This is a genomic window from Fusibacter sp. JL298sf-3, from assembly GCF_053842995.1.
In genome coordinates this window covers 238462-263518 of record NZ_CM132608.1, presented here as the reverse complement: position 1 = coordinate 263518, position 25057 = coordinate 238462, and the positions used below count along the sequence as shown (strand labels likewise).

At 45.1% G+C, this 25057-nt stretch carries 21 protein-coding genes; 8 read left to right on the top strand and 13 right to left on the bottom strand.

Annotation, left to right across the window (positions count from 1 at the left end):
* The first annotated feature begins 146 nt into the window (after positions 1–146).
* The 7 genes from ACR6HW_RS01235 to ACR6HW_RS01205 all read left to right on the top strand — a co-directional run bounded on the left by ACR6HW_RS01235 (position 147) and on the right by ACR6HW_RS01205 (position 11390).
* Positions 147–1295, top strand: coding sequence for an AI-2E family transporter (locus ACR6HW_RS01235; protein WP_455729350.1), 1149 nt, complete (start codon positions 147–149; stop codon positions 1293–1295).
* A gap of 16 nt (positions 1296–1311) precedes the next feature.
* Positions 1312–2142 (top strand): response regulator, encoded by an 831-nt coding sequence (locus ACR6HW_RS01230; protein ID WP_455729349.1) that lies wholly within the window; start codon positions 1312–1314, stop codon positions 2140–2142.
* 17 nt (positions 2143–2159) lie between these two features.
* A complete protein-coding gene (locus tag ACR6HW_RS01225) occupies positions 2160–6371 on the top strand; it encodes an acyl-CoA dehydratase activase-related protein (RefSeq protein WP_455729348.1) in 4212 nt (1403 codons plus the stop codon).
* Between the two features lie 71 nt (positions 6372–6442).
* Complete coding sequence (gene deoD / locus ACR6HW_RS01220) at positions 6443–7150, top strand: purine-nucleoside phosphorylase (RefSeq protein WP_455729347.1); 708 nt, start codon at positions 6443–6445, stop codon at positions 7148–7150.
* Positions 7151–7228: 78 nt separating this feature from the next.
* The gene (locus ACR6HW_RS01215) at positions 7229–8854 is read left to right on the top strand and encodes a putative manganese-dependent inorganic diphosphatase (protein ID WP_455729346.1); all 1626 of its coding nucleotides are present in this window, start codon (positions 7229–7231) and stop codon (positions 8852–8854) included.
* A 12-nt stretch (positions 8855–8866) separates the two neighbouring features.
* Positions 8867–10147, top strand: coding sequence for a methionine gamma-lyase family protein (locus tag ACR6HW_RS01210; protein WP_455729345.1), 1281 nt, complete (start codon positions 8867–8869; stop codon positions 10145–10147).
* A 70-nt stretch (positions 10148–10217) separates the two neighbouring features.
* A complete protein-coding gene (locus ACR6HW_RS01205; RefSeq protein ID WP_455729344.1) occupies positions 10218–11390 on the top strand; it encodes an NAD(P)-dependent malic enzyme in 1173 nt (390 codons plus the stop codon).
* 50 nt (positions 11391–11440) lie between these two features.
* Here ACR6HW_RS01205 and gdhA read toward each other — a convergent pair whose 3' ends face one another.
* Both gdhA and lexA read right to left on the bottom strand, forming a co-directional pair.
* Positions 11441–12778, bottom strand: coding sequence for an NADP-specific glutamate dehydrogenase (gene gdhA / locus ACR6HW_RS01200; RefSeq protein WP_455729343.1), 1338 nt, complete (start codon positions 12776–12778; stop codon positions 11441–11443).
* A 137-nt stretch (positions 12779–12915) separates the two neighbouring features.
* Positions 12916–13548 (bottom strand): transcriptional repressor LexA, encoded by a 633-nt coding sequence (gene lexA, locus ACR6HW_RS01195; protein ID WP_455729342.1) that lies wholly within the window; start codon positions 13546–13548, stop codon positions 12916–12918.
* A 156-nt stretch (positions 13549–13704) separates the two neighbouring features.
* Here lexA and ACR6HW_RS01190 point away from each other — a divergent pair, with 156 nt between their 5' ends.
* On the top strand, positions 13705–14028 hold the full coding sequence (locus ACR6HW_RS01190) for a LysM peptidoglycan-binding domain-containing protein (RefSeq protein ID WP_455729341.1): 324 nt from the start codon (positions 13705–13707) through the stop codon (positions 14026–14028).
* Between the two features lie 70 nt (positions 14029–14098).
* On the opposite strand, the gene ACR6HW_RS01185 is transcribed toward ACR6HW_RS01190, so the two are convergent.
* From ACR6HW_RS01185 to dnaG, 11 genes are all read right to left on the bottom strand, one after another.
* Positions 14099–15232 (bottom strand): tyrosine-type recombinase/integrase, encoded by a 1134-nt coding sequence (locus tag ACR6HW_RS01185; protein WP_455729340.1) that lies wholly within the window; start codon positions 15230–15232, stop codon positions 14099–14101.
* 170 nt (positions 15233–15402) lie between these two features.
* Positions 15403–15906 carry a QueT transporter family protein gene (locus tag ACR6HW_RS01180; protein WP_455729339.1) on the bottom strand — a complete coding sequence of 168 codons (504 nt, stop codon included), beginning with the start codon at positions 15904–15906 and terminating at the stop codon, positions 15403–15405.
* Positions 15907–16174: 268 nt separating this feature from the next.
* Positions 16175–17605 carry an adenylosuccinate lyase gene (gene purB / locus ACR6HW_RS01175; protein ID WP_455729338.1) on the bottom strand — a complete coding sequence of 477 codons (1431 nt, stop codon included), beginning with the start codon at positions 17603–17605 and terminating at the stop codon, positions 16175–16177.
* A 238-nt stretch (positions 17606–17843) separates the two neighbouring features.
* A complete protein-coding gene (locus ACR6HW_RS01170; protein ID WP_455729337.1) occupies positions 17844–18695 on the bottom strand; it encodes an SDR family oxidoreductase in 852 nt (283 codons plus the stop codon).
* Complete coding sequence (locus ACR6HW_RS01165; RefSeq protein WP_455729336.1) at positions 18695–19090, bottom strand: MarR family winged helix-turn-helix transcriptional regulator; 396 nt, start codon at positions 19088–19090, stop codon at positions 18695–18697. The genes ACR6HW_RS01170 and ACR6HW_RS01165 overlap by 1 nt, the downstream gene beginning before the upstream one ends.
* Positions 19091–19287: 197 nt before the next feature.
* A complete protein-coding gene (locus tag ACR6HW_RS01160; RefSeq protein ID WP_455729335.1) occupies positions 19288–19548 on the bottom strand; it encodes a stage V sporulation protein S in 261 nt (86 codons plus the stop codon).
* A 14-nt stretch (positions 19549–19562) separates the two neighbouring features.
* Positions 19563–19829 (bottom strand): stage V sporulation protein S, encoded by a 267-nt coding sequence (locus tag ACR6HW_RS01155; RefSeq protein WP_455729334.1) that lies wholly within the window; start codon positions 19827–19829, stop codon positions 19563–19565.
* Between the two features lie 128 nt (positions 19830–19957).
* Positions 19958–20749, bottom strand: coding sequence for a Nif3-like dinuclear metal center hexameric protein (locus tag ACR6HW_RS01150; RefSeq protein ID WP_455729333.1), 792 nt, complete (start codon positions 20747–20749; stop codon positions 19958–19960).
* The gene (locus tag ACR6HW_RS01145; protein WP_455729332.1) at positions 20733–21458 is read right to left on the bottom strand and encodes a tRNA (adenine(22)-N(1))-methyltransferase; all 726 of its coding nucleotides are present in this window, start codon (positions 21456–21458) and stop codon (positions 20733–20735) included. Before ACR6HW_RS01145 ends, ACR6HW_RS01150 begins: the two co-directional genes overlap by 17 nt.
* A 531-nt stretch (positions 21459–21989) precedes the next feature.
* The gene (gene rpoD, locus ACR6HW_RS01140; protein WP_455729331.1) at positions 21990–23189 is read right to left on the bottom strand and encodes an RNA polymerase sigma factor RpoD; all 1200 of its coding nucleotides are present in this window, start codon (positions 23187–23189) and stop codon (positions 21990–21992) included.
* Between the two features lie 15 nt (positions 23190–23204).
* Positions 23205–24980, bottom strand: coding sequence for a DNA primase (dnaG, locus tag ACR6HW_RS01135; RefSeq protein WP_455729330.1), 1776 nt, complete (start codon positions 24978–24980; stop codon positions 23205–23207).
* Positions 24981–25057 lie beyond the last annotated feature (77 nt).

Sequence of the window (25057 nt, the reverse complement as noted above, 5' to 3'; positions counted from 1 at the left end):
TATTAAATCGCCACATTAATGCATTTATTACCACATCAAAGTTGATAAGAATATAAACACTTAATAAACAACTCTTAAAAAAGCTATTAAGGGGTATTCTTTTGGTGTATAATAAAGTATAGTGAAAAATTAAGGAGGACTTTTATTTGAAGGCACTCAATCTCAAATGGCTGATAAAGGCCTCATTTATCGTCGCAATCGTCTTTGTGCTGGTAACGCGTTCAAATGTCTGGTCAGTTCTTATGAACGGCATAACGCCGATTCTCTACGCACTTGTCGTCGCCTATATGCTCGACTACGTCGTTAAAGCACTTGAGAATCGATTTAAACTGAAACGCGGTGTCAGTATCGCCATTACACTGATACTCTTTGCCATGACCATTGCCTTGATAGGCCTCATTATCGTTCCGAAGATTGTCGATGCCACGGCATCGCTTATTACAACCGTGAGTAACATACGCATCGATATGACTGTGCTGGACAAGCTGTCTTTTGACAATCCCTATTTGACAGAGATTCAGCAGATGCTCATGGACGCTCTCAATCCTTTTATTCAAAAGGTGACCAACTTCACCGGGACGGCGCTCCTCGTCATCGTCGGCGAATTACAGCGCGTGACAACAGGCGTCATCAGCTTTATGGTCTCTCTGATTATCGCCATCTACATGTTGGCGGAAAAGCGAGATTTGCTCGCGCGGATTAAGCGAACGGTCTTTGCTTACTTTAAAGACGAAACCGCTGAACGCATTTACTACATCGGCAACTTAGCAGATGATATTTTTAAGAACTTCTTTGTCGGGAAACTGCTCGACAGCTTTATCATCGGCGTCTTATCTTTTGTAATTTTAAAAGTCGCCGGATTCGAATACAACATGCTCATTGCCGTTATCATCGGCATCACCAATATGATTCCTTACTTTGGTCCGTTTATCGGCGCTGTGCCTTCTGCGATTATTACTTTTGTCGCGACGCCGACAGAACCGTGGAATGTCTTTTGGATACTGATCATTATCTTAATCATCCAACAGTTGGACGGTTGGGTTATCGGACCGATGATTTTAAGTGACTCCGTAGGCGTCAGCGCCTTTTGGATTGTCATTGCCGTCACAGCAGGTGGCGCTGCATTTGGTCTCCTCGGCATGTTCCTAGGGGTACCTGTTTGCGTGCTTGCTAAAACGCTAATTGAAGACGACGTGGAACAAAAGCTCGATGAAAAAGGGTACAGCAGTTTTGAACGCCAAAATCTCAAAGTTATAAGGCCCAAAGTGCGTCGACAGTTAAAACTCAAAAAATAAGAAATGGGAGGGAGTTATGACCTATCTATTGGTTGTAGACGTCAACATATCGACTTCATACAGAATAAAAAAATTGTTGTCAGAGTTTGACGTAGAAGTGCATCAAGCGACGACTGTTCACGAAACCGTCAATCGAATGAACGCGGCAGACCCTCCCTATGACTTGGTTGTAACAGATTTAAATCTCGGTGCAGAGGATGGCTTTGACTTGCTCGAAAAAATGCACCGACTACATACAGAGACGCTTTTCGTCATCCTCACAAGCATGAATACCCGTTATTCTTTTGTGGAGGCCATTAAGAGAGGCGCCGCTGATTATATTTTAAAACCCTACGATTTGGACTACTTGAAAAACAAGTTGGCCGAACACATCTTGGCGGCAGAGGCGGCCAAACGCCTGCCTGAAACATCGCCTAAGCAGTTGGAATCCGCTATTTATACCGCCGTTAAAAAGGCGATTCGCGAGCACTACGAAATGTGTATCGGGCTCGTCGTCTTTACTCATAAAGATAGGGCGGTTTATACAGATACCGACGCCAAAGATGCCAAAGTTCTCAGAGTTTTTCTCACCAAAATCGAGGCGTATTTACATGAAGGAGATGAAGTCTTTGAACGCGGTTCTAACGCGCTTGTCTTGGTCATGCCGAAGCGCGCCTTTGCCTTTAAAGAAGAGGCAGAGCAGGCGCTCGATACCTTTTCAAGCAATTTTATTCAAGAATTGGGCTTAAAAAACACACTTATTACCAATGCTTTGATCAGCTTGCCTAACGAAGTCGACCCCAATCAAAATGCGTTGACTATTCTCGCAGAACGCGTAGAAGAAAAAATGGCAAACGCCGGTCTTTAAACAAATTGAGGTGAAAGATGAAATCCGTAGTAAACGTTGGATTAGACGTCGGCTCTACAACTGTAAAAATCGTCGTCTTAGATGAAAATAAAGAAATTGTATTTAAAGATTACCGCAGACATTTTTCAGACATAAAAAAAACGGTGATAGACCTCTTAAGTGACATGCAAGAGGTTTTCTCTAGTTTTACGCTGAAATTGATGATTACAGGTTCTGCAGGGCTGGGACTTGCAGAAGAACTGGGCACCGGCTTTATTCAAGAAGTAAGTGCCTGTACAAAAGCGATTAAGCGCTACGCTCCCGACACCGATGTGGCGATAGAACTCGGCGGAGAAGATGCGAAAATTATGTATTTTGGTCACTCTGTCGAACAGCGCATGAACGGTACTTGTGCAGGGGGCACGGGCGCCTTTATAGATCAGATGTCCTCATTGCTCAAGACCGATGCCAGCGGGCTGAATACGTTGGCATCGTCGCATCGAAACATTTACCCGATAGCTTCCAGATGCGGCGTCTTTGCCAAAACCGATGTACAGCCACTGATTAACGAAGGGGCTGCCAAAGAAGACATTGCGGCAAGTGTCCTGCAGGCGGTTGTCAATCAAACCATCGGCGGCCTCGCATGTGGCAAACCTATTCGAGGAAAAGTAGCATTTCTCGGTGGCCCGTTGACGTTTATGCCTGAACTTAAAACGCGTTTTAAAGAAACCTTAAAACTTGAGGAACGGGATGAGATTAAACTCAATCACACCGAATACTTTGTAGCACTTGGCGCAGCACTTTCTTCCGAAAGTTGTGGGGATATTGAGTTCAAATGCCTATACGAAAAAATGCCAAGTGTCTATTGTGAAGTAAAAGACAGCAAAGAAGCCTTAAAACCGCTCTTTGAATCAGAAGCTGACTACGAGGCCTTTAGAGCCCGACACGATAAAAACGCTGTAAAGTCTGCCCCCATTGAAACAGCATCGGGACCGCTTTACATCGGCATAGATGCCGGGTCTACCACGACAAAGCTCGTCGCTATTAATGCATCGAATGAAGTGGTCTTTTCCCATTATCAGTCCAACGAGGGGAATCCGCTTGAATCCGTTATCAAAGGACTCAAGCAGTTTTACAGCGTCTGTCCGAAAGACGCTTACGTCGCCTCATCGGCAGTCACCGGATACGGTGAATACCTATTAAAAGCGGCTCTAGACGTCGATTTCGGAGAAATAGAGACCGTTGCACACAGCAAAGCCGCTGATTTCTTCCTAAAGGGCGTCGATTTTATCTTAGATATCGGCGGGCAGGATATGAAGTGTCTGCGCTTAAAAGACGGTATTTTGGAATCCATTATGCTCAATGAAGCGTGTTCTTCAGGCTGTGGCTCTTTTGTTGAAACCTTTGCCAAGGCCATGGGAATGGACGTCGCCGATTTCGCCAAAGTTGGCCTTTTCTCCAAAAAACCCGTCGACCTCGGAACCCGATGTACCGTTTTTATGAACTCTCGCGTCAAGCAGGCGCAAAAGGAAGGGGCCACTGTTGCCGACATCTCTGCCGGGATCGCCGTGTCCGTTATAAAAAACGCTCTGTTCAAAGTAATTCGCATGCGTTCTAAAGACGATCTAGGCGGTAAAATCGTCGTACAAGGTGGTACGTTCCACAACGATGCCGTTTTAAGAGCATTTGAACGCATCTCTGAAAGAGAAGTGGTTCGACCGAATATCGCCGGGCTAATGGGCGCTTTTGGCTGTGCCCTCATTGCAAAAGAGCGCCGGACTGAATCCCATACCTCCACACTCCTCGACCTTGAGGCACTCGACAATTTCTCTGTGAAGCTGTCCACTGCACGGTGTCGTCGCTGTAGCAATCTCTGTCATTTGACCATCAACCAATTTTCAGACGGCAAACGGTACATCACCGGCAACCGCTGTGAAAAAGGGCTGGGTATCGACACGTTGGACCACGACATTCCGAATTTATACGCCTTTAAAAACGATACAGTCTTTAAGATACAGACACTGGAAGCCCCACGCGGTCGAGTTGGAATTCCTAGAGTGTTGAACCTCTATGAGGATTTTCCGTTTTGGGAAGCGTTTTTCAGAACGCTCAACTACCAAGTGGTGCTCTCGGCGCATTCGACAAAGCAAATTTATGAAATGGGCATTGAAAGTATTCCGTCGGAAAGCGTCTGCTACCCGGCAAAATTGGTGCACGGTCACATAGAAGACCTCATTGCAAAAGAAGTGGATCATATTTTTTACCCGAGCATCCCTTACAACCTTAAAGAGGATCAAAATGCTGACAACCACTACAACTGTCCGGTGGTTACTTCGTACCCTGAAACGATTAACGCCAATGTGGAGACGTTTAAAATGGTGGACACCCATTACCACCACCCGTTTTTCCCACTGGATTCAGCACCGCACATGAAAAAGCGTGCCGCTGCGTACTTTAAAGCGTGGGGGCTCGATAAGAAATCTGTCGACGCAGCTGTGGAAGCTGGCTACGAAGCATTGTCCACGTACAAGGCCGCCATTCGAAGAGAAGGGGAACGCGCCCTCGAGTACATGAAAATGCATCAGAAAAAAGGCATTGTCCTATCCGGTCGCCCATACCACGTCGATCCGGAAATCAACCACGGGATACCGGAGCTTATCCAGTCCTTTGGGTTCGTCGTACTTTCGGAAGATGCCATTGCGCATTTAAAACCCGTTAGAAGACCACTTAACGCCGTCGACCAGTGGATGTACCACACACGGCTCTACAATGCTGCCGCCTACGTCGCCGAGTCAAAAGATCTGGAGCTCATACAGTTGACGAGTTTCGGCTGTGGCCTCGATGCCGTTACAGCAGACGAAGTGCAGTCGATTTTAAAAGAACATCACAAACTCTACACATTGATTAAAATAGATGAAATCAACAACCTCGGTGCCGTGCGTATCCGCGTGCGCTCACTCATTGCAGCTATTGAACAGCGTGAAAGAAAACATCGGGTCTACGACATTTACGAAATGCCGAAAAAAGTTCTTTTCACAAAAGAAATGCGCAAGACACACACCATTTTAGTGCCTCAGATGTCGCCGATTCACTTCCAATTTTTAGAACCGGCTATGCGCCGAGAAGGGTACAACATCAAAGTCCTCCCATCTATAGATAAAAAAGCGGTGGACGAGGGGCTCAAATACGTCAATAACGACGCCTGCTACCCATCCATTCTCGTGGTCGGGCAAATGATGAAAGCCATTAACTCAGGTGAATACGACCTCGATAAAACCGCTTTAATCATCACCCAAACCGGCGGGGGATGCCGTGCTACCAACTACATCGCCTTTATCCGAAAGGCTTTGAGCGATTCAGGCATCAAACAAGTGCCCGTCATCAGCTTAAGTGCGCAAGGCCTCGAGTCCCACCCCGGATTTGAAGTCAAGCTCCCGATGCTGGAACGACTCATTCAAGCGATGATCTACGGCGACTTGTTTATGCGGGTGCTCTACAAAACGCGTCCGTACGAAGCCGAGCCGGGTGCCGCAAACGCCCTTTACGAGCGATGGACGGAGAAGTGTAAACACGACATTGAATTCGAAGGTCGAAAAGCGTTTAAAAACAATGTCAAACAAATTGTCGAGGCGTTTGACACCCTACCGCTTAAGGCTGTTAAAAAACCGAAAGTCGGTCTCGTGGGTGAGATACTCGTCAAATTCCATCCCACTGCCAACAACAACATCGTCGATGTTATAGAAGGCGAGGGGGGAGAAGCTGTAATGCCGGATTTACTCGACTTTTTCAGCTACTGCGCCTACAACGCTATTGTCAAACACAAAGAACTCTCGGGGTCTTTTAAAAACCGAATCACTAGCGAAGTCCTCATCAAACTGCTGGAACAATACCGGTCTCCAATGACCAAGGCACTGGCGAAAAGCAAGCGGTTTGAAGCGCCAAAACCGATACACGACCTCGGAGATCTCGCTAAAGAACACCTCTCTCTTTGTAACCAGACGGGTGAGGGATGGTTCCTCACAGCCGAGATGGTAGAGCTTATGCACAGCGGCGTGGACAACATCGTCTGTATGCAGCCGTTTGCGTGTTTGCCTAACCATATTACGGGTAAAGGCATGATAAAGTCACTGAAAAAAACGCATCCTAAGTCCAACATTGTCGCCATCGACTACGACCCTGGTGCCAGCGAAGTCAATCAACTCAATCGAATCAAACTTATGCTGAACACCGCCTTTGAAAATTTAGAATAAGACATGGTGCATCACATGGTTTTTTGTTATAATAGGACTTAGCGCAACGCGCACAGAATTTGGAGGTTATAATGAGTACACATATTAATGCACAACAAGGCGATATCGCAGAAATCGTATTGCTTCCAGGCGACCCGATGAGAGCGAAGTACATTGCAGAAAACTTTTTAGAAAATGCAACGTGCTACAATCAAGTACGGGGCATGTACGGTTTTACCGGCACTTACAACGGCGTTCGCGTCTCGGTTCAAGGTACTGGTATGGGCATGCCTTCGCTTTCTATATATGCCAATGAATTGATTCGCTTCTACGGCGTCAAAAAAATGATTCGCGTCGGTTCTTGTGGTGCCATGAAGCCACATGTCCACATAAGAGACATCATCTTGGCGCAAGGGGCCAGCACCACTTCAAACATGAACAACAGACGTTTCGGAACGTGTAACTTTGCCGCGATTTCAGACTTCGAGCTGTTGCATAAAACTTATATGACAGCGAAAGCTCAAAACTTAAATGTACACGTCGGCAATATTTTGTCAGAAGACAGCTTCTATGACGACTACGATACGTATCGCAATGAAAAATTCGTCGATTACAACATCCTCGCTGTTGAAATGGAAGCTGCAGAACTCTACACCCTCGCAGCAAAACACGATGTTCAAGCACTTTGTGTATTGACTGTCAGCGACTCGCTGGTGACCAAAGAGGAGACCACTGCCGACGAAAGAGAAAGAACTTTCGGCGAAATGATCACGCTCGTCCTCGACGCCGTGACACAATAAGCCATTGCAGCGCATACACCAGATGGTAACGCCATCTGGTGTTTTTCCATGTCAAAAGGAGGACTGAATTAACGTATTATGAACGATATGACGATGGTTTTCGGACATAAAAACCCAGACACAGACAGTGTGACATCGGCAATTGCGCTGTCCCATTTAAGAACCCAACTCGGAAAGAAGTCGAAGCCCTTTGTCCTCGGCGAAATTCCAAAAGAAAGTCAGTACGTTTTGGACTACTTCAAAGTGCCTTCACCGGCGCTTATTGAAGACGTCAAAATTCAAATGAAAGATCTGAATTACGACGAAATCGTACCGCTCAAGCCGGAACAATCCATTTTAATGGCCTATCATCACATGAACGCCAATAAAATCCGAACATTGCCCATTGTAGATGACGCCCAAAAGCTCCTCGGTATTGTAACCATGAAAGACATCGCCATGAATGCGGTTAACGGCGATTCTAGAACACTGGATACCACATTTGAAAACCTGAAGAATGACCTCAACGGGGAAATCATCCACTATGCGAACCCATCGGTTAAAGGCACTGTCGTTATTACGGCGTTCCACAAAGACACCATTATTGAAAACGAAGTGTTTAACAACAAAACAGTGGTCATAACGGGAGACCGTTTTGAAATTATCAATTACGCCATTGAGCGCAATGTCCAGCTGATTATCATCACTGGCGGACAAAACATTCCACAAGTGCTCAAAGAACGCGCCGCTGTTTCTCGCGTCAATATCTTGGTGACGCCTTTTGACACTTACGACACGTCGAAAATAATCAATCAGACCAACTTTATCAGCACGATTATGAAATCCAAACGTCTGACAAAGTTTAAAGAGTCTGCGTATATGGACAACTGTAAAGAAATCGTTCAAACGTCTAAGCACTCTAAATTTCCCATTGTATCAGATGACGGTCGATATCTCGGCATTATCGGCAGGACGCATTTTCTGAATCCAAGTAAAAAGAAGGTGGTCCTCGTCGACCACAACGAATATGGTCAATCGGCAGACGGCCTGCAACAAGCGGAAATTCTCGAAATTATCGACCATCATAAATTGGGGGACATCTGTACGACACTGCCGATTTCTTTTAGAAATATGCCGGTGGGGAGTACCAACACCATCGTCTATCAGATGTACAAAGAAACCGGTATAGCAATGCCCCGTGAAATTGCAGGCTTAATGATGGCGGGCATTATTTCAGATACCCTCTATTTAAAATCGCCGACGACAACAGACTTAGACAGCGATGCGGTGCAAGCGCTCAGTGCCCACACGGGTATTTCAACTGAGGCCTTTGCAATGGAAATGTTTAAAAATGGCACTTCACTTGAAGGCAAGACTGTTCCGGAAGTCTTCCACAACGATTTTAAACTGTTTTCTGTGGACGGCTATACCATCGGTATTTCACAGGTCTTCACTTTAAATTACGAGGAGATTTTACAGGACAAAGACCGCTACATCGATTACATTCAATCGTACCACAAGCAAAAGGAACACTTTATAACGTTGATGCTCGTCACAGATATTATCAAAGAGGGCTCCTATATGCTCTACGCAACTGATCACACACTGATTTTATCCCACGCCTTTAAAACGAAAATGGCGCAGGGGGTCTTTATCGACAACTGTGTTTCGAGAAAGAAACAAGTCATTCCACGTGTTATAGAGGCCACCAACGCCTTAAAATAGGAGACAGACAACATGCGAACCAAATACGATTACTATAGAGAACTGGGCGTTTCCCAGCGCGCCATCACCTGCGTTGAGACGTCTGAAAAAGCCATTGAAAACCGTGCCAAAGCGCTCGACGATGTCGCAGAATACAATCAACTCAAAGTGTTAAGTGCCATGCAGGCAAACCACTTATCCGACAGACACTTTAGCTGGAATACCGGTTACGGCTATGACGATGCGGGGCGCGACGCCGTAGAGGCCATTTATAAGACCGTTTTTAAGACAGAAGATGCCATTGTCCGTCCGATTATCGTTTCGGGAACGCACGCACTGACACTGATGTTAACAGGGATTTTAGGGCCTGGCAAAAGAATGCTCAGCATTACGGGCAAGCCTTACGATACGCTGCTGAAAGTCATCGGCCTCGAGCCTTCTGAAGGCTTTTCACTAATGGACATCGGCGTCGCTTACGACGATGTGTCTTTGCTCGAGAACGGCGCCTTCGATTACGACGCCATTACCGCCCAACTAAAGACGCAACCCGATGTGGTGTACATTCAACGCTCAGCGGGATACAGCTGGCGCAGGGGACTTTCTATCGACGAGATCGGGGCGGTTATTGCGCATATTAAAGCACAGCACCCTAACTGCATCGTTATGGTCGACAACTGTTACGGTGAATTTTTAGAGCATCTGGAACCCACAGAAGTCGGCGCAGACATCATGGCCGGCAGTCTCATTAAAAATCCGGGGGGCGGCCTCGCTTTAAGCGGCGGTTATATTGTAGGTAAAGCCAGTCTCATTGAAAAAGTGGCCGCGCGTATGACGAGTCCGGGGATTGGAAAAGAGTGTGGCCTCACCTTTGGCCAAACGCGTCCGATTCTTCAAGGGTTGTTTATGGCACCCAAGGTTGTTTCAGGTGCTGTGCGCGGCGCGATGCTTTGTGCCGATGTCTTTTCAAAGCTTGGCTACAGCGTCAACCCAACGGTTGATCAAACACGCAGCGACATCATTCAGGCCATTGAGTTCCTAGATGCTGAGAAAGTCGTCGCCTTTTGTCGCGGCATTCAATACGCCGCACCGGTGGACAGCTTTGTCACTCCGGAACCTTGGGCTATGCCGGGGTATACCAGCGACGTTATTATGGCCGCAGGTGCCTTCGTACAGGGCTCGTCCATAGAACTCAGCGCAGATGCGCCGATTCGCGCGCCTTATGTGGCGTATTTTCAAGGCGGACTCACCTACGAACACTCAAAATTTGGCGTTATTAAAGCGCTCGATCAATTGATAAAAGAAAAATTGCTGTAATGTGGTGTACCGCCTGCTACAGAGCGGACGGCAGACCACAGGAGATCATCTTTATTTCTAAGGAGGCAGTATGAATTACAACGAAAAAGCATTGGCATTACACGAAGCACACAAAGGAAAAATTGAAGTGGTCAGCAAAGTTGGGTTAAAAACCCGAGAAGACTTATCGACGGCGTACACGCCGGGGGTTGCTCAGCCGTGTAGAGAAATTGCGGCCAATCCTGACGACGTTTACAAATATACCGCTAAGGGCAATCTCGTCGCCGTGGTTTCAGACGGCTCGGCAGTTCTAGGGCTCGGAAACATCGGGGCAGAAGCTTCAATCCCCGTTATGGAGGGGAAGGCGATTCTCTTTAAAGGCTTTGCCGATGTCGACGCCTTTCCAATCTGCGTGAGCACGCAGGCCGTCGACGAAATCGTCCGCACAGTGGAACTGATTGCCCCTGTATTTGGCGGCATCAACCTAGAAGATATTGCGTCGCCGCGCTGTGTAGAAATAGAACGTGCACTTAAAGCAAAACTCGATATCCCCGTTTTTCACGACGATCAACACGGTACGGCAATTGTAACTTGTGCCGCTTTAATCAATGCCCTTAAACTAGTGGACAAGACACTCGATACAATTCGCGTCGTCGTCAACGGTGCCGGTGCAGCGGGGAATGCCATTGTGAGAATGCTCATCGATTTAGGGGTTCAACAAATTATCTGCTGCGACAGCAAAGGGATTCTTTCAAAAGACGTGTCTTCAAACAACTGGGTTAAAGATGAAATTGCCGAGATGACCAATTCAAACTGCTTAAAAGGTGGCCTAAAAGAAGCCGTTAGCGGCGCAGATGTCTTTATTGGCGTCTCTGCAAAAGACGTACTGACGCAGGAAATGATTAAGACCATGAACCGCGACGCCATTGTATTTGCTATGGCCAATCCAGATCCTGAAATTTTACCGCACCTTGCCCTTGAATCTGGTGCGCGCATCGTCGGTACAGGACGTTCTGATTTCGACAACCAAATCAACAACGTCTTGGCCTTCCCGGGAATTTTCAGAGGGGCACTTGATGCCCGAGCAAGTGATATCAACGAGGCTATGAAGATAGCGGCAGTATACGCCATTGCAGACCTCGTCACTTCAGATCAACTTAAAGAAACGTATGTTATCCCAAGCGCTCTGGACAAGAGCATCGGCACTTCGGTTGCCAAAGCTGTTTACGACGCCGCCGTGGCGTCAGGGGTAGCTCGTCTATAGCACAAAAAGCCGTACACGTTTAAAGTGTACGGCTTTTAAATGTTAAGTCATTAATAATTTCCCTGTGCAATCATGGTGTTGGCTACTTTAATAAAGCCCGCAATATTGGCGCCCGCGACGAGATTGTATCCGAGCCCGTGTGCATCGGAAGCCTTGGCACAATTGAGGTGAATGTTTTTCATAATTGTTTTGAGCTTTTCGTCGACTTCTTCAAACGACCACGCGTATTTTGAACTGTTTTGGCTCATTTCAAGAGCAGAGGTAGCGACGCCGCCGGCATTGGCCGCTTTAGCAGGTGCCAATAAAACGCCTTTTTCTATAAAATACTTAACCGCTTCGTTGGTACACGGCATATTGGCACCTTCTCCAACAGCTAAGACGCCATTTGCCACCAATTTTTCTGCGTCCACCAATGTAATATCGTTTTGGGTGGCACACGGTAGGGCAATGTCGGCCTTAAGAGTCCAAATGTGTTTGGTATCCGGCACAAACTCCGCCTCCGGATGGATGCTCAGATAAGCGGACAAACGCTCGCGTTTTTCTTCTTTTAAAAATTTAACCGCTTCGAGATCGATGCCGTTGCGATCGATGAGGCAGCCCGACGAGTCGGTCATCGCTATGACGTGGCCACCAAACTCTTTGGCTTTCTCGCAGGCGTAAATGGCGACATTACCGGAGCCGGAGATGAGCAAGGTCTTGTCTTTAATCGCAGTCTTGTTGTAGCGCAACATTTCGTCGACAAAATACATTAGCCCATAGCCCGTTGCCTCTTTTCTCACAAGTGAACCGCCGTAGTCGAGGCCTTTCCCCGTTAAAACGCCGTTTTCAAAGACGCCTTTTATACGCCTGTATTGACCGTATAAGTAACCGATCTCACGACCGCCGACACCGATGTCGCCAGCAGGCACGTCGAGGTCCGGGCCGATATGTCGGTAGAGCTCTGTCATAAAACTTTGGCAAAATCGCATAACTTCGCCTTTTGATTTGCCTTTTGGGTCGAAATCAGAGCCGCCTTTGCCGCCGCCGATAGGGAGGCCGGTGAGTGCGTTTTTAAAGATTTGCTCAAACCCCAAGAATTTGATAATGCCAATGTACACAGAAGGGTGAAAACGCAACCCACCCTTGTAAGGACCGATGGCGCCGTTGTACTGTATGCGGTAACCTCTGTTGACAATGGTCTTCCCTTGATCGTTTATCCAGGGCACTCTAAAGACAATCTGTCTTTCAGGTTCAAGCAGTCTCTCTAGGACGCTTTCTTCTTCGTACTCGGGATTGTTTTCAATTACAGGCCGAATAGAGTCCAACACTTCTTCAGCAGCTTGTAGAAATTCAGGTTCGCAGCCATTTTTAAGTTTGAGTTCAGAAAGTACACGATCGATATAGTTCATAGTCGCCTCCAATCACTTATTTAATACTGTTCGTATACCCGAATCTCAAAAAGGAAAAACAACAGATTCACGAATCTTTAATACTTAACAAAAAAAAGCATAAAAAAACTGCCGATACACATCGACAGTTCATCACATCAAAATTTTCTAAACACGCCTTTGACGATTCCTAATATGGCTACGTCAGAAGCGTAAATCGGGGTCATTGAAGCGTTTTCCGGCTGCAAACGAATCATATTGGCCTCTTTGTAAAACGTCTTGACCGTCGCACTGTCATCGAGTAGGGCGACGACGATTTCGCCTGACTGTGCGTAGTTCTGCTTTCGAACCAACACAAGGTCTTTGTCAAAAATTCCGGCCTCAATCATGCTCTCGCCTTTAATTTTAAGCATAAAATAATCGCCGTCTTCTACATAGTCCTGTGGTAGCGGAAACGATTCTTCATAGGATTCTACAGCGAGTATTGGCGCACCTGCGGTAATTTCGCCGACGATGGGGATGCTCCTAATTCCTTTGTGATCGACGGGAAACGGAATGACTTTTTCGTCGCGCTCACCATCTAATATCTCTATGGCGCGGGGCTTTGTAGGGTCTCGTCTAATAAAGCCCTTTTCTTCTAATTTTGTCAAGTGGGTGTGAACTGTGGAAGTGGACTTTAAATCAACTGCCATGCAAATCTCACGTACTGAAGGGGGATAGCCTTTATCTGAAACTTCTTTTTTCAAGAAATCTAATATCATTTGTTGTTTTTTGGACAGCTTTTGTGACATATTTTGCCTCCTTAATTCTTTTTGATAGTATAACATAATCCACAAAAAAAATCAAACATAAGTTCTTTTTTGACTTTACAAAGAACGTGCGTTCGTGTATAATGAGAATAAAGGAACACACGTTCTGTACATTTGGTTTGAAAGGAGGCGTATACTGTGCATTCTACTTACAAAAAAAGAAAGAAGAAACTCGTCATCGTCAGTCAAACCCGTTTTATTATTGCATCGGTTTTAACCCTTATTGTCCTCAGCTTAATTTTTTCATATATAACGGGAAACATCTTAACATCGGCTTCATCTTTTGAAGCGTATAAAACCATTACGGTTATGGAAGGGGATACCCTTTGGAGCATCGCTAAAACACATCTTGAAGGCGACCGGGACATCAGGGCGTATATATACGACATCAAAACTTATAACGCGTTGTCTTCTGCAGATATCTACAGTGGCCAGCAACTCCAGATACCATTAAACCCATAGGCTATACCGGCGCATGTGCGTCTCCCCAAGCCCCCTCTTTTCAATCATCATTAAAGAAGAGGAGGGCTTTTTAGTCGTCCTGGGGGTCTTCGTCGATGAGCTCATAATTGCTGACGACGTCGCGTTTAACATGTTTACGGTGTGCTGCATAGAGCTGCGTGGTGGTGACATTGTCGTGGTCCAATAAATTTTGTACGTCGTATATCGAAAAACCGTATTCAATGAGAGAGGAGGCCGCTGTGGCACGTAATTTGTGAGGACTGTAGCCTTTTTGAATCGACGTGTTCATGGCGAGAGCCGTGTATTTCTTCACCAAATCGCGAATAGCGCGCTCTGTTAAGCGCTTCCCCTGTAGCGATAAAAAGAGAGGGGAGTCGTCTAGATCCGTCGAAGGGCGTTCTAGAGTCACGTACTCTCGAATCACTTTAGCAGCAGAGTGGTTAAGGGGCATGTCGACCTCCTTGCCACGCTTTCGGTAGATTTTAAAAGACTGACGCATCTCGTTGATAGAGCTTAAGTTGAGTTGCTGAAGTTCGCTGATTCGTAGACCATAGGTAATAAAGAGTACCAAAATCGCCTTGTCTCGATACTTAGTCTTTTGCCAATACGCTCGCGCTTTTTTAGTAAGGCCTTCGCCGGTATCGACGATGTGGAGAAGGCGTGTGACTTCTTCGATTTCAAGCTTTTTAATGGCATCCGGCTGCGGCTTGGGCAATCTGATGGGGTTAAACCCTTCGGATATATTCTTTTCCATAAGTTCTTCGCGGTACAAAAACTTAAACAGGATGCTTAAAGACGAACGTTTTCGCGCCAGTGATCGATTGTGATTTTCCATAATATAACTGGCATTTTCCGTTTCAAGAATATACCGCGTGCAGTATTCGCCAATAAAGCGATTGATGTCGCGCGCTTGTAGTGCTGTAAATTCTTCCAATTTTATGTGTCGGGGGACTTCAGATGCTGTGAGATGCGTCTCCGTACATAAGTATTTACAGAAAAACAAGATATCCTGAAGATACGCCAATCGCGTGGTCACTTCAACGGCATTTTTTAAGTAGATAAAATAATCGTATAAAAACTGAGGCAATTCGGACTCGAGTGTGAGACATTTTTCGATGGTGGTATTGCGTTTAATGAGAATATTGTCGGGGATGTCGCTTTTATTATGAATTTTTAAAGGCTTATCCGATTTTTGACGTGCCATATCGACCTCCTATTGATTTTATTGAACTATTCCGAAAATACACATTTAAGGAATAGTTGATACGTTTTTATTATACCACTCTCTTCATCTAAATTCAAGTAAAATCAACACTTACAGCCTGTTTTTATGCACAAAAAAACACACCTTCACAGTGTGTTTTCGTAAAAGCTCTATTTATAGACGACTTGCTCTTCTATTTCACCGAACACATGTGCCCGAATTGGCGACAGCGCATTTAGTAAAATCAACCCAAAGCCATAAGCTGAAACCATTTGTCCTAGGAACACACCGCCCATAAGCGCCGGCAAACCATCCGGTATGCCATAGGCGTATTTGAGCAGCACACCTACCACCACGGTGTTCACCAGTACCGGCGGCACGGGAACGAGCCATTTGTGGTCTCTGAGTCTATAGGACAAATACGCCGCCAGCAACGTCGCCAAACTGCCGAAAATCGTGTCCCAGATAATCGCGCCACCGATTAAATTGGCCAATAAACAGCCCACAAAAAGTCCCGGAACTGCCGCCGGCGTAAAAAACGGTAAAATTGTCAGCGCTTCAGCAATTCTAAATTGGATTGGGCCAAAACTGCTGAAACTAAACGCCATAACCAAAACGACGTACAGCGTCGCAATCAGCCCCGCTTGTACCAAATACTTGTTCGAATTCTTCATCTTCTTCCTCCTAGTTTTGTTTAATGACAGGATGGTTACGAACTGTCACTGTTCACTGAGTTAGTGCACCTAAAAAGTCCCCAACGTTTTTAAATCGTTAGGGACTTTAATACACACGGAACTAAAGCCCTTGATTTTTAAAGTGGGTGCCAAGGAAACACTTTTACGACTTCATTCAGTATAACACAAGTAGCGGTTGTGCTCAAACAATTTGTTAATTGTCCACAATAGATTCGTCTACTGTCTTTGTTGAGACCTCATTGAAACACTAGACTTTAAGCGTTACCGATTGACCGAGAGCACTCTTAAAACGCTCGCGAATTGGCGCCACTTCTTTTTCGATGAGCACTTCCACTTGCTCGGCACTTCTACCGATATAATCAGAGGCGTTTAAAAGCTTATCGATTGCCGTTCTATCCAAACCGAAAATAGAATCGCCTGCAATACGCTCTAACAAGTCGTTGTCTAAGCCTTCTAGTTTTACACGCTTACCTGCCTCCATAGAATGGACGCGAATGGCTTCATGAAGCGCTTGTCGATCGCCGCCCTTTTTAACAGCCTCCATAATGATGTTCTCAGTGGCCATAAATGGCAATTCAGCCTCTACGTGCTTTTGAATTACTTTTTCATATACGACGAGACCGCTGGTAACATTGTTCGCTATATCCAGCGCCGCATCCAGCGCTAGAAAGCCCTCTGCCGTTGCCAATCGCTTGTTGGCGCTGTCATCTAGCGTGCGCTCAAACCACTGTGTTGCGGCAACCATCGCAGGGCTAGACGTCAAAGACATCACGTATTTAGAAAGCGCTGCGATTCTCTCGCTACGCATTGGGTTGCGCTTATAGGCCATTGCAGATGAACCGATTTGACTCTTTTCAAATGGCTCTTCCAGCTCTTTCATCGACTGCAGCAGGCGAATATCGTTGGTCATTTTGTGAAGAGATAAGGCGATGCCACTGAGCACGTTGAGCACTTTGGCATCGATTTTACGGCTATAGGTTTGACCGGTAACCGTTAACGTATCGTCAAACCCGAGTTTTTCAGCCACACGCTTGTCGAGCTGCTCAACTTTCTCACAATCCCCTTCAAAGAGGTTCAAAAACGACGCCTGTGTACCGGTTGTACCTTTGACCCCACGCATCTTAAACTGATCGATGAGCACGTCGATGTCGGCCATATCGAGGACGAAATCGTACAGCCAGAGACCGGCGCGCTTGCCTACTGTTGTCAACTGCGCCGGTTGAAAATGTGTAAAGCCCAGACACGGGATGTTCTTTGTTTCTTCTGCAAAAGTGGCAAGTTTATCAATGAGTACGGCCAATTTCTCGCGAACGAGGCACAAGCCTTCACGCATGACGATTAAATCTGTGTTGTCGCCGACATAAGCACTTGTGGCGCCTAAGTGAATAATGCCTTTTGCCGAAGGACATTGGTCGCCAAACGTGTGTACATGCGCCATGACGTCGTGTCTAAATTTCTTTTCGTAAGCTGCCGCTTTTTCATAGTCTATGGCGTCGACATGAGCTCTCATTTCTTCAATCTGCGCCTCTGTAATGTTCAGACCAAGTTCTTTTTCCGCCTCTGCCAGTGCAATCCATAACTTCCGCCAGTTTGTAAACTTGTTGTTCGGTGAAAAGACGCGCAGCATGGCCTCGCTTGAATAGCGTTCAATCAATGGGTTGTTGTAAAAGTTGTGCATGATGACCTCCAAAATATGATTTAATCGTTCAAAGTACGAACATTTTTTAATTATTTAATCAAATTATACACCTTACGTCTTATTATAATATAAGATGTTCCCGTTGACAACCTACACCATGCGATTGTTTAAAAAATAGAGAACAGCAATCACGTGAATTTGGCATTGGCTTACGTGAACTCGGCATTCGAAAGCGTAATCAACAGAGAAATAACCCCGTCGACTCACAGCCAATTTGCTATTTCCAAATCGATTGGTTCTTAGTAATAAAATCTTCTATACTTCGGGGTTTTCTACCAAGGATTTGCTCAGCTGTACAAGTAACACGTTTAGCCATCCCTAACTTTGTAGTTAAGTAAAGAACCGTCATTACATTGGCAAATTCTTTTTTTGTCCCCCTACGAATAACTGTTTTCCTAAACTTAAGAAGACCGGGATTGGCATAAACTATATTTCTTTTAAGGACTTTGCTCATCACTTTTGCAACATAAAAGTAATCGATTGCTTCATAGCCGGTTATCGTATAGCTTTTAAAAAAGTGGGCTTCTTCTTGTAATACTCTTCCTACAATTTCCCCTATATCATCAGTGTCGATAAATGAAATTTTCGCTTTACCTGAAGGTATATAGATTTCATTGTTTTCACGAATCTCCTTTGAGTGTGGATCAATCAGATTTTGCATAAAGAAGCTTGGTCGAATGAATGTATAAGGTATACCAACGTTTTTTATTAGCTTTTCAATCTTGTGGTGTGGTGGAAATGGATTTTTTTCTACGCCGAGTAGTGAAAGAAAAACGATATGCTTTATATTAATACTTTTACAGTAATCAATAAATGGTTTAAAGACGCCGTCGACGTTTGTAAGTTGAGGTGGTCTAATTAAGAATATTTTGTTGATACCTTCTAAAGCAGAAGCAAAGGTTGTTCTATTTTCTATATCAAATCTTCTAAATGATACGTTACCAGTTAAGTTCTCATACATAGAAGGGTTACGAACTCCGGCAACAAAACTTAATCCTTTAGTTTCAAAGTAATTCGCAACAGCGCTTCCAACATTACCTGAGTATCCTGTAATAAATACATCTGTCATTAGTTATCCTCCAAAGCTATGTTTATTTTCTCTAGTGCTTGAATTAAAGCATTTTGGGCATCTGCATCAATAGTTGTAAAAACATCATTACTAACTTCATCTGCTATGTGACGAATCTGGTAGAGAACGTTTAATCCATGTTGTGAAAGGGATAAATACTGTGTTCTTTTATCCTGTGGATTGTCGGCTTTAATAACGATTTTAGCTTTAACCAGCCTTTGAACTATCGCCGATATAGTCGGTCTATCATATCCTAGAATGTTTGCAATTTCATGAGCTGCTGACTGATTGCCCATTGTTTCAATTTGATTCATAACAGAGAATTGAGAGGACGTAACGTCATGCTTTCTAAGTTCTCTGTCGAGTTTACATTTTAAGTTTCTCGATGTCTTCATAATTAAATATGCCAACACAATATTTTCTCCTCTTACTCAATTTATACAATTAGTTTGAATATAGTTAGTGTACTTTCTATTTGTCATCCTGTCAAGGTTAAACGCCTAAACTTAGTGACCCCACAAACTTGCAACTTTGTAAGTCATAAAGAGTGCATAAAAAAAAAGAGCAATACGCTCTTTTTGGATTCTATACATTATTTAGGTTGTACAATAAGTTTTATAGCGGTTCTTTCTTCACCATCGATAAGGATATCGGAAAACGCCGGAATACAAATGAGATCAATTCCCGACGGCGATACAAACCCTCTCGCGATGGCAATGGCTTTAACCGATTGGTTAATGGCACCGGCGCCTACTGCCTGTATTTCTGCACCGCCATGTTCTCTAATAACCCCTGCCAAAGCACCTGCAACGGAGTTTGGATTTGATTTTGATGAAACTTTTAATACTTCCATTCTACGACCTCCTACTAAAGATTATACTTCTGAATAATGAGTTTTATTGCGGTTCTTGGTTCACCATTAATTTCGATTTCAGAAAAGGCAGGAACAAAAGCAAGGTCAATACCGCTCGGCGCCATAAAGCCTCTAGCAATGGCAATGGCCTTAACAGACTGATTTAGAGCACCTGCACCGACGGCCTGAATTTCACACATGCCTTTTTCTCTTATTATACCAGCGAGAGCACCAGCAACTGAATTTGGGTTTGAGCGCGTTGCTACTTTAAGTACTTCCATATCTAATTCCTCCTTACTGCGAGCTTGGCAATATAATATTCTTTATATACCCTCGGCGCACGTCGAGAAACAAACTTTTTTCTATTTTTTGTTTTTTAAACATAAAAAAAGCTTTGTCATAACAAAGCTTATAAAGTGTGAATTAATGCAGTTTCTCGTTGGGATACAGCAAAAAGAAGGTCGTAAGCTTGTGCCTCTGCCAGCGTTTTTAAATGCCCTAATAATGCATTTAAGTAAATTTTTTCGCTTTCATAGTGACCTACGTCGACGAGCATCGTGCGCGTCCCGATAGCCGTTTGGTACTCGTGGTATTTGAGATCACCTGTAACGTAGACATCTGCGCCGACGCGAACGGCATCGCCTATAAAATCCGACGCGGCCCCGCTACAGAGTGCAACGGTCTTAATGACCTTTGAACTTGTAAAATTGCTGGCCTTGACAGTTGTCGTATCAAAGATGGCTTTGGTCTTTTCAACGAAGGCGTCGAGGGAGAGCGCTTCCGGCAAAGTGCCGTACAGGCCATACCCCACTTCGTTTAATACAGTGGGATTCTCTATGCCATAGCACTCGGCTAAATAGCTGTTAGTACCGTACAAAAGCGATTTGTCTACATTGGTATGCGCCGCAATAACGGCGATATCGTTTTGAATCAACTTGTAAAGCAGTTTTCCTAGTCTCGTATCTTGTGTTATTTGTTTGAGCCCTTTAAAAATCAAAGGGTGATGTACCAAGAGTGTGTCGTAGCCTTCAGCAATGGCCTCCGCCACAACCTCTTCTGTGACATCTAACGCCAGCAATACTCGAAGCGCCTCTTTATCTCTATTACCTACCAAGAGTCCGGAGTTGTCCCAGTCGTCTTGTGTTTCAAACGGTGCAATTTGATCCATTAACCGCACGATTTTTTCAACAGTTGTCAGCATGGCGCAATACCTCCTCTAGTTTCTCGATGGTTTTCAATTTTTCTGTACACACAGTGCGTTTTTCAAGCGTTTCTTCTTTGAAAGGTAAACGCTCTTGAATCAATGTGTACTTGCGCTTTTTATGCGCTAAAAAAGCGCTGTACGCCGCGCTGTCGATTGTACGTATTTTATAGCCAAACTCCAAGTCACCTGATACGGCATAGGTCTCTACGGTGTCGACGGCTTCATCGGATACGACAAACAGCTCGTACTGTTTGTCAGCGTCTTCGACATAAACGTCGTAGGCGATAGGTCTTCTAAGTTCGTTTAGAACATAGTCTCTCAAGTCTTCCTGTTCTGTCTGCGGCTGTAAAATCAACGTTTTAAACGACTGTGTTTTATCTATGTCATTAGAAAGGAGACGTTTGACAAGGCCACCGCCCATACCGGCGATAACGACAGTCCCCACTTCGGCGTTTTCAACGGGTTCAAGACCAGACCCCAGTCTAAATGCTACGCGACCGGGAACAGGCCAATCGGCAAAGGTTTTTCGCGCATTGTCAAGTGGCCCTTGGTTGACATCGCACATAATCGCTGCATCAATCAACTGCCGCTCCATTAAGAAATGTGGCAGATAACCGTGGTCTGTGCCGATATCTGCTAATGTGGTCCCCTTCTTTACCACAGAGGCAATTTTTTTAAGACGTTTAGAAATCGGATGTGTTTTCATGTATTTCTGCTCCTCGTTGCTCCCTATTGCTTTGCAGCCCTCCGCGTTAAACATTCGCGGAGAGCCTTTCGGCTCAAATTTTGTTGCTGGCAACATTTGATTCCCCTCGGTGCATCAAAACAATTTTCGCTTGCACCCCTCCGCGCTAAACATTCGCGGAGAGCTTTTCGGCTCAAATTTTGTTGCTGGCAACATTTGATTCCCCTCGGTGCATCAAAACAATTTTCGCTTGCACCCCTCCGCGCTAAACATTCGCGGAGAGCCTTTCGGCTCAAATTTTGTTGCTGGCAACATTTGATTCCCCTCGGTGCATCAAAACAATTTTCGCTTGCAGCCCTCCGCGTTAAACATTCGCGGAGAGCCTTTCGGCTCAAATTTTGTCACTGGCAACATTTGATTCCCCTCGGTGCATCAAAACAATTTTCGCTTGCAGCCCTCCGCGTTAAACATTCGCGGAGAGCCTTTCGGCTCAAATTTTGTTGCTTGTTTGCTTAAAAAGCCAGCCACACATTGTGTAAACTGGCTTTGTTTTTATTCGAGATAATCTTTGAGTTTTTTGCTTCTGCTCGGGTGTTTGAGTTTTCTAAGCGCTTTTGCTTCGATTTGACGTATACGTTCTCTGGTTACATCGAACTCCTTGCCAACCTCTTCGAGCGTTCTCGCGCGACCGTCTTCAAGGCCGAATCTTAACTTGAGCACCTTTTGTTCACGTGGTGTCAACGTTTCAAGAACTTCAATCAACTGTTCTTTAAGCATAGAGAAAGCCGCAGCATCAGCCGGAGCCGGTGCATCGTTATCGGGAATAAAATCGCCGAGATGCGAATCTTCTTCTTCGCCAATTGGGGTCTCTAATGAAACGGGCTCCTGAGCGATTTTTAAAATCTCACGCACCTTTTCTACGGTCATATCCATTTCCTTAGCAATCTCCTCTGGGAAAGGCTCTCGCCCCAGTTCTTGAAGCAACTGGCGCTGTACGCGAATAAGCTTGTTGATGGTTTCAACCATATGCACCGGAATCCTAATGGTACGCGCTTGGTCGGCAATGGCTCTCGTAATCGCCTGGCGAATCCACCATGTGGCATAGGTTGAGAATTTGAAGCCTTTTGTCCAGTCAAACTTCTCGACGGCTTTAATCAATCCGAGATTGCCCTCTTGAATAAGGTCTAAAAACAACATACCGCGCCCTACGTATTTTTTAGCAATACTGACGACCAGTCTCAGATTGGCCTCACACAACTTCTGCTTTGCCAGTTCATCCCCTTCTGCCATACGCTTGGCCAGTTCAATTTCTTCCTCGCCGGACAAGAGTGCAACTTCTCCGATTTCCTTTAAATACATACGTACGGGATCGTCGATGTTAATGCCTTTGGGCACGGTGATGTCCAGTATTTTGTCGTCTTCTTCATTGTCGCCATCGTCGTCGTCATCGAGCTTTTCAATAACGGAGATGCGCCCCATGTTTTTAAGATCTTCAATATCGTCGACGTCGTCGATGTTGATATCGTCGATATCCTCCTCATCGTCATCGGTCTCGTCTGACTCATCATCTGAAACAATGCTGATGCCCATGGCGGCGAAGGCGTTGTAGATTTCTTCAATCTGGTCTTTGTCGATTTCAAGATCCGAAAGTTTATCTTGAATCTCTCGGTACGATAAAGTCCCCTTTTTCTTTCCTTTTTTAATTAAACTCTTTACCAGTTCTTCGTTCTTGGCATTCAATCTATTGCTCAATTGAATGGCCTCCTTTCAATTATTTAATTTGCGCCTAGGCATTTTCATTGTCAGCTGTTGCTTTGCAAGTATTTTTTCATGAATACGCTTCTGCACAGCCGCTTTATCATTACTCTCTTTAAGTGCAAGTTTCAGGTGTTCGATGTCATCGTCGAGCGCCATAATAGTCAAGTTGTACACAATGAGTTCAAAATCAAAAGCATCGTAAGTCACGGCATGCTTTTCCAGCCAATTGACCAGCTGGGTAGAGGCGGTAATATCCGCTTCTTCAATAAAGCGTTCTTTATTAAAGCCACCGTACTCAGTCCAGTGCCGCATTAAACTGTCGTAAATAGGCACCGTCCCCTGCGAATACGAAAACGTCTCAATAAAGTTGCGCTGTTCCTCAGTAAGTTGATCTGAAAGCTGCACCCAATAAACCAGCAACTGTTCTTCCAAATGAACCCTTCTGTCACTGCCGACTTTGGGGATTTGTGCAGTTTTTGAATGGAAACCGTAATGTGCTTTCTCACGGTACTGATCTTCGAGGACTTCTCGTGCAATTAAGTCGGTGTTGACGCCGAGCAGTGTCCCCAGTCGTTCAATGTGCAAGTTCTTCTCAAATCCGTTTTCGAGCTTCCTAACAATTGCCGCCGCCTTTGACAAAAATTCAATTTTTGACGCATCGTCTGACAAATTGTAATGTCCCATTAAACGGTCAATTCGAAAAGTCGTTCCGGAAACCGCCTCGTCAATTTTCTCTTGAAAGGCCTCTCGGCCGTGTTTTTTAATAAAATCGTCTGGATCGAGCCCTTCGCCAAGTTTAATGACTTTCACGTGCTCAATAACGCCCTCTAAGACATCGAGCCCTTTTAAGGCCGCATTTTGTCCGGCACTATCGGAGTCATAGCATAAAATGACCTCGTCGGCATAGCGTTTGACTAGGCGGGCATGCTCTTTTGTCAGCGCAGTTCCAAGCGTCGCCACCGCGTTGCCAAACCCGCTAGCATGTAGTGCGATGACGTCCATATAGCCCTCGGTGACAATCAACTGTCGCTTGTCACTTTTGTAATTCTTGGCGATGTTGAGTCCGTACAGCGTACGGCTCTTGTTAAAGACTTCTGACTCAGGTGAGTTCAGGTATTTGGGGAGTGCATCGTCCATTACCCTGCCGCCGAAACCGATGATGCGTCCCTGCGGATTGATGATTGGAAACATAACCCGGTTTCTAAAACGATCATAATAACGATCTTTTTCCTTATTGTGTATGACGAGTCCGACACTTTCAAGCGCATCGGGGCTGTACTTCCCAGAAAGGGTTTTTATCAGCGTCGCCCACGCATCACTTGAAAAACCAATGCCGAACTTCTTTATCAAGTCGTAATCAATCCCTCGACGCTCCAGATAACTGAGTGCGTCAGGGTGCTTTCTGAGATTCTTATAAAAGAAAATCGCAGCATCCCTAAGTATATCATAGTAATGTGCCTGTTGTCTATAATTTTTCCCCTGACCGTTCTTTTTAAACTCTGAGATATCGACGTTGTAGCGATTGGCGAGAAATTCCACGGCATCTATAGCGTCTAGATTTTCATACTGCATAATAAACCCGACGGTATTGCCCGCCGCGCCACAACCAAAACAGTGAAAAAGCTGCTTTTCTTCCGACACAATAAAAGAAGGTGTCTTCTCATTGTGAAACGGACAAAGCGCTTTGTAATTCTTCCCAGCGCGATTTAAAGAGATGTAACTGGATATCACATCGACGATATCGACTTGTTCATTTATATAATCAAAGATATTGCCTTTGTTCATGTCTACTCCTTACTCTTTGTCACATCTGGTTATTATTCGACATCTTTTATCAAAATCCTTTATTTTTAATTTTTTTT